The organism is Algibacter marinivivus (assembly GCF_003143755.1).
In the GTDB taxonomy this organism is placed as follows: domain Bacteria; phylum Bacteroidota; class Bacteroidia; order Flavobacteriales; family Flavobacteriaceae; genus Algibacter_B; species Algibacter_B marinivivus.
Map to the genome: position 1 here is coordinate 1 of NZ_QFRI01000008.1, position 6,890 is coordinate 6,890.

The window sequence follows — 6,890 nt, forward strand, 5'->3', positions numbered from 1 at the left end:
CACAGTCCTCACTTGTTGGAACACCATCACAATCTGCATCATTCTCGTTTGTTGTTGTTACTGTATCATCATTGTCATCACAATCGATATCTGATGGTACGCCATCACAATCGGCATCGTTTACATTGGAATTCGTGTTGTTTGGATCGTTATCATCACAGTCCTCACTTGTTGGAACACCATCACAATCTGCATCAGGATCCTGATCTGGATTAGCTCTATCTGGACAGTTATCAAAACAATCTGCAATACCATCTGCATCTGCATCAAACCCTTCATCAATATCACCATCACCATCATTATCAATACCATCACAAACTTCTTCATCAACTCCACAAACGTTTTGAATACAATCAGTTGTTATCGTATTTCCTGTTCTATCTTCTAAAGCATTTACAGTGCCATCAAAAGCATTTCCATTATCCTCCCATTTATAATGCACTACTTCATCATCAGCCAAAATTGCATTTCCTAAATCTCCGTTTAAAAGGTAAGTCCCAACAATACCGGCATCATTCATTAGGTAACCATCATCTTGCGCAATACCTTGCCCTTTTCCTAAATGATTATTGTCCAATACTATTGGAGTACACAACGGATAAGAAGCAGAGTCAGAAACTACAAAACAAAAATCTAAAACATGCACAGAATTACTTGCTGATAATTGAATTGGAGATGATGCAGCTCCGTCAATTACATTAAATTGAGCAAAAACACCTTCATCACTAGAAAAACCAAAAACACCACCCAGAACTGGATCGCTAAGTCTTAATGTACCAGCAGAATATCCTGGTTCTACATTTTGAATAGATAAATTATTTAAAAGTTTACTATCATAAAAAATACGCATAGTAGAAGTCCCTAAGTATGGTGACTCACTATCATCATTAATAGTTACTAATAACGGGTAACATATTTGAACTGATTCCCCACACGTAACCTGAGGTTCACCTATACTCCACTCTAATATTCTCGGTGTTTGTGAAAACATCTGAGTAAACATTAGAGCAAATCCAATTATTAATGTAATTTTTTTCATCATAGTATCATTTTTAAAAATCTAAGAGATTAAATCTCTTTAAATTCAAGCATTTCATTTTATATAATCACCTTAAAAAAAACTTTTACAGGTAACTAATTTTCTTTTTTAATTTGTCCACAAGACAAAATAACATTGTCTTTTTTATCAGATATAGAATCGCTTCTTTCTTCAATAATAATTAATCCTTTACCTAATATATTTTTTGTATCATCATCACAATCAATACACCACTCATTAGTAGAAAAACTTAAGGTTCCGTTTTTAAGTAAATCATCTGTTTTTAAATAGCCTATATCTCCTTTATGATAACCTGATTCATCTCCCCATAACCCATGTTTTTCATTTGTTGGATTCCAATGTAAACTTTCATTTTCAACCAAATTGGAACAATTATCATCATTAATTATAAGCATTTTATAATTTGTTGCTTTTAAATTATTTATTAAAGCAATCATAGTAACTTTGTTTCCTTCTTCTTTAAAAATGGCACTACCAAAAACTTCACTATCATTGACAGCCAAAAGCTTAACATTCACTTTTTTATTACTAACAATATTGGTCTCAGACAACCTTTCATAATCCTTACTTTTGTCAACATCTTTTTTACAAGACTGAACAAATGTTACTATAAAACATATTACAAATAGAATATAATTCTTTTTCATTTTTATAAACTTATAAACTACCTAGAAATACTTGTTGTTATAGGTGAATTTGCTTGCCATAATTCAAAATCAAGAACACTTACTTCTCCATCCATATTATAATCTACTAAATTGTAAGTCCTTGTTTTTGAGCCGTTATTTAACCATTTTGAATAGTCCACTGATGTTATATCAGTATCTTCATTTGATGAAGATGTTTGATCTCCATTACCTGAATACATAGCATAAACTCCTGTTGAAACTTCTTTCTGTCCTACAAAAAGACCAAGAGCTGTAGCTATATAAGATTCTTCATTTCTAAAATCATAAGTTAACTCTCCATTAACTACTGATACCGGATCTGCTGACATAACTATCAAATGGTTTCTGTGCTCTATTACGACATAATAACTCTCTGATGCATCTATTTGACAACAATCTCCTGATGGAAATTCTATATGCCCATCACTATACAATAAACCTGCTTTTTGGCAAATAGCTTGCGATCCATCATTTGGATCTGTTCGTAACGATACTAATACCCAATCTACAATTGCTGATGGATAATTAGCATCTGCATTTGATGCATTCTGTCCTGAATCATAAGATGCGCCCTCTGTTCCTGAATAATTCCATGGTGCTATACTATAAGCTTGACCTGTATCTCCCAATGGTGCTGTATAAACATTCCCTAAAATATCAACACTATATTGTCCTGGTAACAATCTAGAATCATTTAATGTTGTTCGCATTGGTGTATTATAAGCTCCTGTTTGTGGCTCTATAAGACTTCCTTCTAAGTATACAAAGAAGTTAAAATCTACACACTCATACAATACAGTTTCTGTTGCTGTTATTGGTCCTGTCTCATCTGAATCTGCTGTTGCTACATTTACAACAGAACCATTATCTATATCAGCTTGTGTAATAGTGTAAGTTGCAGTACAAGTCATTGACTCTCCTGGAGCCAAAGTTGTTGTTGCTGTTGAGCTACCACAATTTAATGTAATACAATCAAGAATACTGTTTAATAATGTACTGTTAGAGTTTGCTGAATTAGCCTCTACAGTTAATAAATAATTAAATAAATCATTGATTGTTGAATTTGCATAGCCTTCATTAACTGCTAGATCATTTGCTATTGATAATCCAGTATTTAATGATAAACTACCTAGTCCTTGGTCTGCTATATAATCTGAAACAATCCCTAATAACTCCAATAATAAATCAGCTATTGTAGCATCTGTTGCTAAACCATTATCTGTGGCTACTGCTGATAAACAAGTATTTAAATTAGATATAATAGCGGCCTCTTCTGGTGTAATATCTGGTGACGCTAATAGATTAGCAATCTCTCCTTGAATAGTTTGAGTACTTAAACCACTATCATTTATTAAATCTTCTAGAATTAATAAACCAGAATTAAGTGAAATACCACTTAGCCCTTCTGAAGCAACGAAGTTTGATAATATAGTTATCAACTCGCTTACTGTTACTGTATTAAAGTCATACGTAACGCCATCAATTACTACTTCTGAAATTAAATCCGTTACAGTGTCTGCAAAAAGAGCAACACATGAAGTTCCACAGTTTAATGGGGACAACCCTGGTAATGGATCCGTAACTGTAACATTGTTAAGTGTTACATTACCCGTATTTGTTGTTACAAATGTATAGGTAATAACATCACCTATTTCATCATATGTCTCTACATCGGCTGTCTTGGTTAAGGTTAAGACTGGAGATGGTGGATTAGTTTGAAAAGCGTTTATTGTCAACACATTGACTATAAACACTGCGATTGCAATATAAATATTCTTTAAAATCAATTATTCAGTTTTTAATAATAACACCTAATGCTTATTGCACTTAAGCAATAATTTATTTAAAATGTTCTTTCTTAATAATTAGGCGACTCTCAATTATGAATAAAATTCCTTAAAAAGATATATACTCTTTAAAAATATTAATTATGTATTGTTTTTTTTGATAACACTTCTCTTTCAGTTGTTAGCTTTACTAACAAGACTTGATCATCTACATTACTTAAATTAATGTTTTCCTCAGTAATATTATTTTTAGAGTAATTAAGTATTTGTCTTTTTTGTATTAATGCCCCCTTAATATCGAAAACCTCTATTAGAATATCTGTATTATATTGAAAGCTATAATTAACTACAATCCCTTTATCTAAAGGTGCTCGATAAACCAAAAATAAGTCTTTTCCATTGTTAAAATCGCCTTTTATCGACAAAGTACCAGAAAAATCTTCTAGGTTCAATTGAGTAGTTGAACTACCAGTTCTATCGTTCAACTGGTCTACTCTTCCATCAAAAATAGGGGTAGTTTCCCACGCATAATTAACTACTTCATCATTTGCTAAAATTGCTTTTTCTGTATTTCCATTTAAATAATAAGAACCTGTTATTCCTGAGTCATTAACTAAGTAACCACAATCTAAATCATGTGTGAGATCCCATGATACAGAATTATTATCCAATACAATTGGCAAAGAAATTAATCCATCTCTAAACCAATCACTAATTGCTTGATCAGTTAAATCAAAAGACAAATCCAAAATATGTCTATCTTCTAAGTTTAAATAAATTGGGTTAACTCTAGCGGCATCTATAATATTGAATTGTGCAAAAACACCTTCATTATTAGAGAATCCAAAAATTTCTCCAAAAACTGCATCACTTTGATTTAGTCCACTTTTTCTATACCCATTTTTCACGTTAGATACCTCAAAGTTTGAAAGATAATTTCTATCATAAAACAAACGCATTGTGCTTGTTCCTAAAATAGGTGTTCCTTCTTCTGTATCTATTGACACATTTATTGGATATGTTATGTGAGCTTTATCATCTATAACTTCAATCTTAGGTTCTCCAACTGTCCATTTTAAAGATTGCTGAGAATAAATAACATTAAATGTTGCCATTATAATTAGTACTAGTAGTATAGCTTTTTTCATTTTTAAGGTTTAAAAGGTTCAAGTTTACTCTTAAATTTTATAAAAAATAGTTGTGTGTTAATTTGCTTAATGAAAATCTTGAGAGTATAAGAAATAAATACTCTCAAGATATTATCATATTAATTTATCTAGCAACACTTGTGAATAAAGGAGAGTTTTCCTCCCATAATTCAAAATCAAGTGCACTAACATCTCCGTCCATATTATAATCTACTAGATTATATGTTCTAGTTTCAGATCCATTATTAAGCCATTTTGCATAATCTGCTGAAGTAATATCAGTATCTTCTTCAAGTACTGATGTTTGATCTCCATTACCTGCATACATAGCATAAACACCCGTTAACACTTCTTTCTGCCCTACAGCTGTTCCTCCGAAAAGGTTAATATAAGATTGTTTATCTCTAAAATCATAAGTTAACTCTCCATTAACTACTGATACCGGATCTGCTGACATAACTATCAAATGGTTTCTGTGCTCTATTACTACATAATAACTCTCTGATGCATCTATTTGACAACAATCTCCTGATGGAAACTCTATATGTCCATCACTATACAATAAACCTGCTTTTTGGCAAATGGCTTGCGATCCATCATTTGGATCTGTTCGTAACGATACTAATACCCAATCTACAATTGCTGATGGATAATTAGCATCTGCATTTGATGCATTCTGTCCTGAATCATAAGATGCGCCCTCTGTTCCTGAATAATTCCATGGTGCTATACTATAAGCTTGACCTGTATCTCCCAATGGTGCTGTATAAACATTCCCTAAAATATCAACACTATATTGTCCTGGTAACAATCTAGAATCATTTAATGTTGTTCGCATTGGTGTATTATAAGCTCCTGTTTGTGGCTCTATAAGACTTCCTTCTAAGTATACAAAGAAGTTAAAATCTACACACTCATACAATACAGTTTCTGTTGCTGTTATTGGTCCTGTCTCATCTGAATCTGCTGTTGCTACATTTACAACAGAACCATTATCTATATCAGCTTGTGTAATAGTGTAAGTTGCAGTACAAGTCATTGACTCTCCTGGAGCCAAAGTTGTTGTTGCTGTTGAGCTACCACAATTTAATGTAATACAATCAAGAATACTGTTTAATAATGTACTGTTAGAGTTTGCTGAATTAGCCTCTACAGTTAATAAATAATTAAATAAATCATTGATTGTTGAATTTGCATAGCCTTCATTAACTGCTAGATCATTTGCTATTGATAATCCAGTATTTAATGATAAACTACCTAGTCCTTGGTCTGCTATATAATCTGAAACAATCCCTAATAACTCCAATAATAAATCAGCTATTGTAGCATCTGTTGCTAAACCATTATCTGTGGCTACTGCTGATAAACAAGTATTTAAATTAGATATAATAGCGGCCTCTTCTGGTGTAATATCTGGTGACGCTAATAGATTAGCAATCTCTCCTTGAATAGTTTGAGTACTTAAACCACTATCATTTATTAAATCTTCTAGAATTAATAAACCAGAATTAAGTGAAATACCACTTAGCCCTTCTGAAGCAACGAAGTTTGATAATATAGTTATCAACTCGCTTACTGTTACTGTATTAAAGTCATACGTAACGCCATCAATTACTACTTCTGAAATTAAATCCGTTACAGTGTCTGCAAAAAGAGCAACACATGAAGTTCCACAGTTTAATGGGGACAACCCTGGTAATGGATCCGTAACTGTAACATTGTTAAGTGTTACATTACCCGTATTTGTTGTTACAAATGTATAGGTAATAACATCACCTATTTCATCATATGTCTCTACATCGGCTGTCTTGGTTAAAGACAAAGAGCAAATATCATGAGATATAACCACATCATCAAAGGCACTACAAGTACCAGTAGTAACTGTCCATCTTAATGTTGCTGTGGTCCCAGCTGCTAATCCTGTTACTGTTGTAGTTGGTAAACTATTATCTGTTATTGTTGCTGTTCCATTTACAAGAGTCCATAGACCTGTTCCAATACTAGGCGAGCTCTGAGTCATCGTGAAATCACTCGTATTACATAGAGCCTGATCCGCTTCGTCGCTTACAACCGGCGGGGTATCATCTAGGTTTACGGTTACTTCTGCTGTATTTACACTAACACATCCTGTAGCGGTTTCTGTTACTACTAAACTATATGTTCCTGCTGCACTCGCTGTTGGATTTGGTAATGTTGCATCATCCAATCCTGCTGCTGGTGTCCAAGC

General features: G+C 32.8%; 4 protein-coding genes and 1 pseudogene. All 5 read right to left on the reverse strand.

Annotated elements, in window-relative coordinates:
- A pseudogene (locus DIS18_RS14825) lies at positions 1 to 1,039 on the reverse strand (hypothetical protein); the annotation flags it as partial.
- Between the two features lie 95 nt (positions 1,040 to 1,134).
- Positions 1,135 to 1,707: a superoxide dismutase family protein gene (locus DIS18_RS14830; RefSeq protein ID WP_109353870.1), complete on the reverse strand. Its 573-nt coding sequence runs from the start codon at positions 1,705 to 1,707 to the stop codon at positions 1,135 to 1,137.
- Between the two features lie 17 nt (positions 1,708 to 1,724).
- The gene (locus DIS18_RS14835) at positions 1,725 to 3,515 is read right to left on the reverse strand and encodes a DUF11 domain-containing protein (protein WP_109353871.1); all 1,791 of its coding nucleotides are present in this window, start codon (positions 3,513 to 3,515) and stop codon (positions 1,725 to 1,727) included.
- A gap of 137 nt (positions 3,516 to 3,652) precedes the next feature.
- Positions 3,653 to 4,663: a hypothetical protein gene (locus DIS18_RS14840; protein ID WP_109353872.1), complete on the reverse strand. Its 1,011-nt coding sequence runs from the start codon at positions 4,661 to 4,663 to the stop codon at positions 3,653 to 3,655.
- A 124-nt stretch (positions 4,664 to 4,787) separates the two neighbouring features.
- A partial coding sequence (locus tag DIS18_RS14845; RefSeq protein WP_146191843.1) for a DUF7507 domain-containing protein occupies positions 4,788 to 6,890 on the reverse strand: 2,103 nt, incomplete at its 5' end.

What these genes read in the sequence shown, in the direction of transcription:
- DIS18_RS14840 (WP_109353872.1), bottom strand. Translation starts at nt 4,663, where the DNA reads ATGAAAAAAGCTATACTACTAGTACTAATTATAATGGCAACATTTAAT.
- DIS18_RS14830 (WP_109353870.1), bottom strand. Translation starts at nt 1,707, where the DNA reads ATGAAAAAGAATTATATTCTATTTGTAATATGTTTTATAGTAACATTT.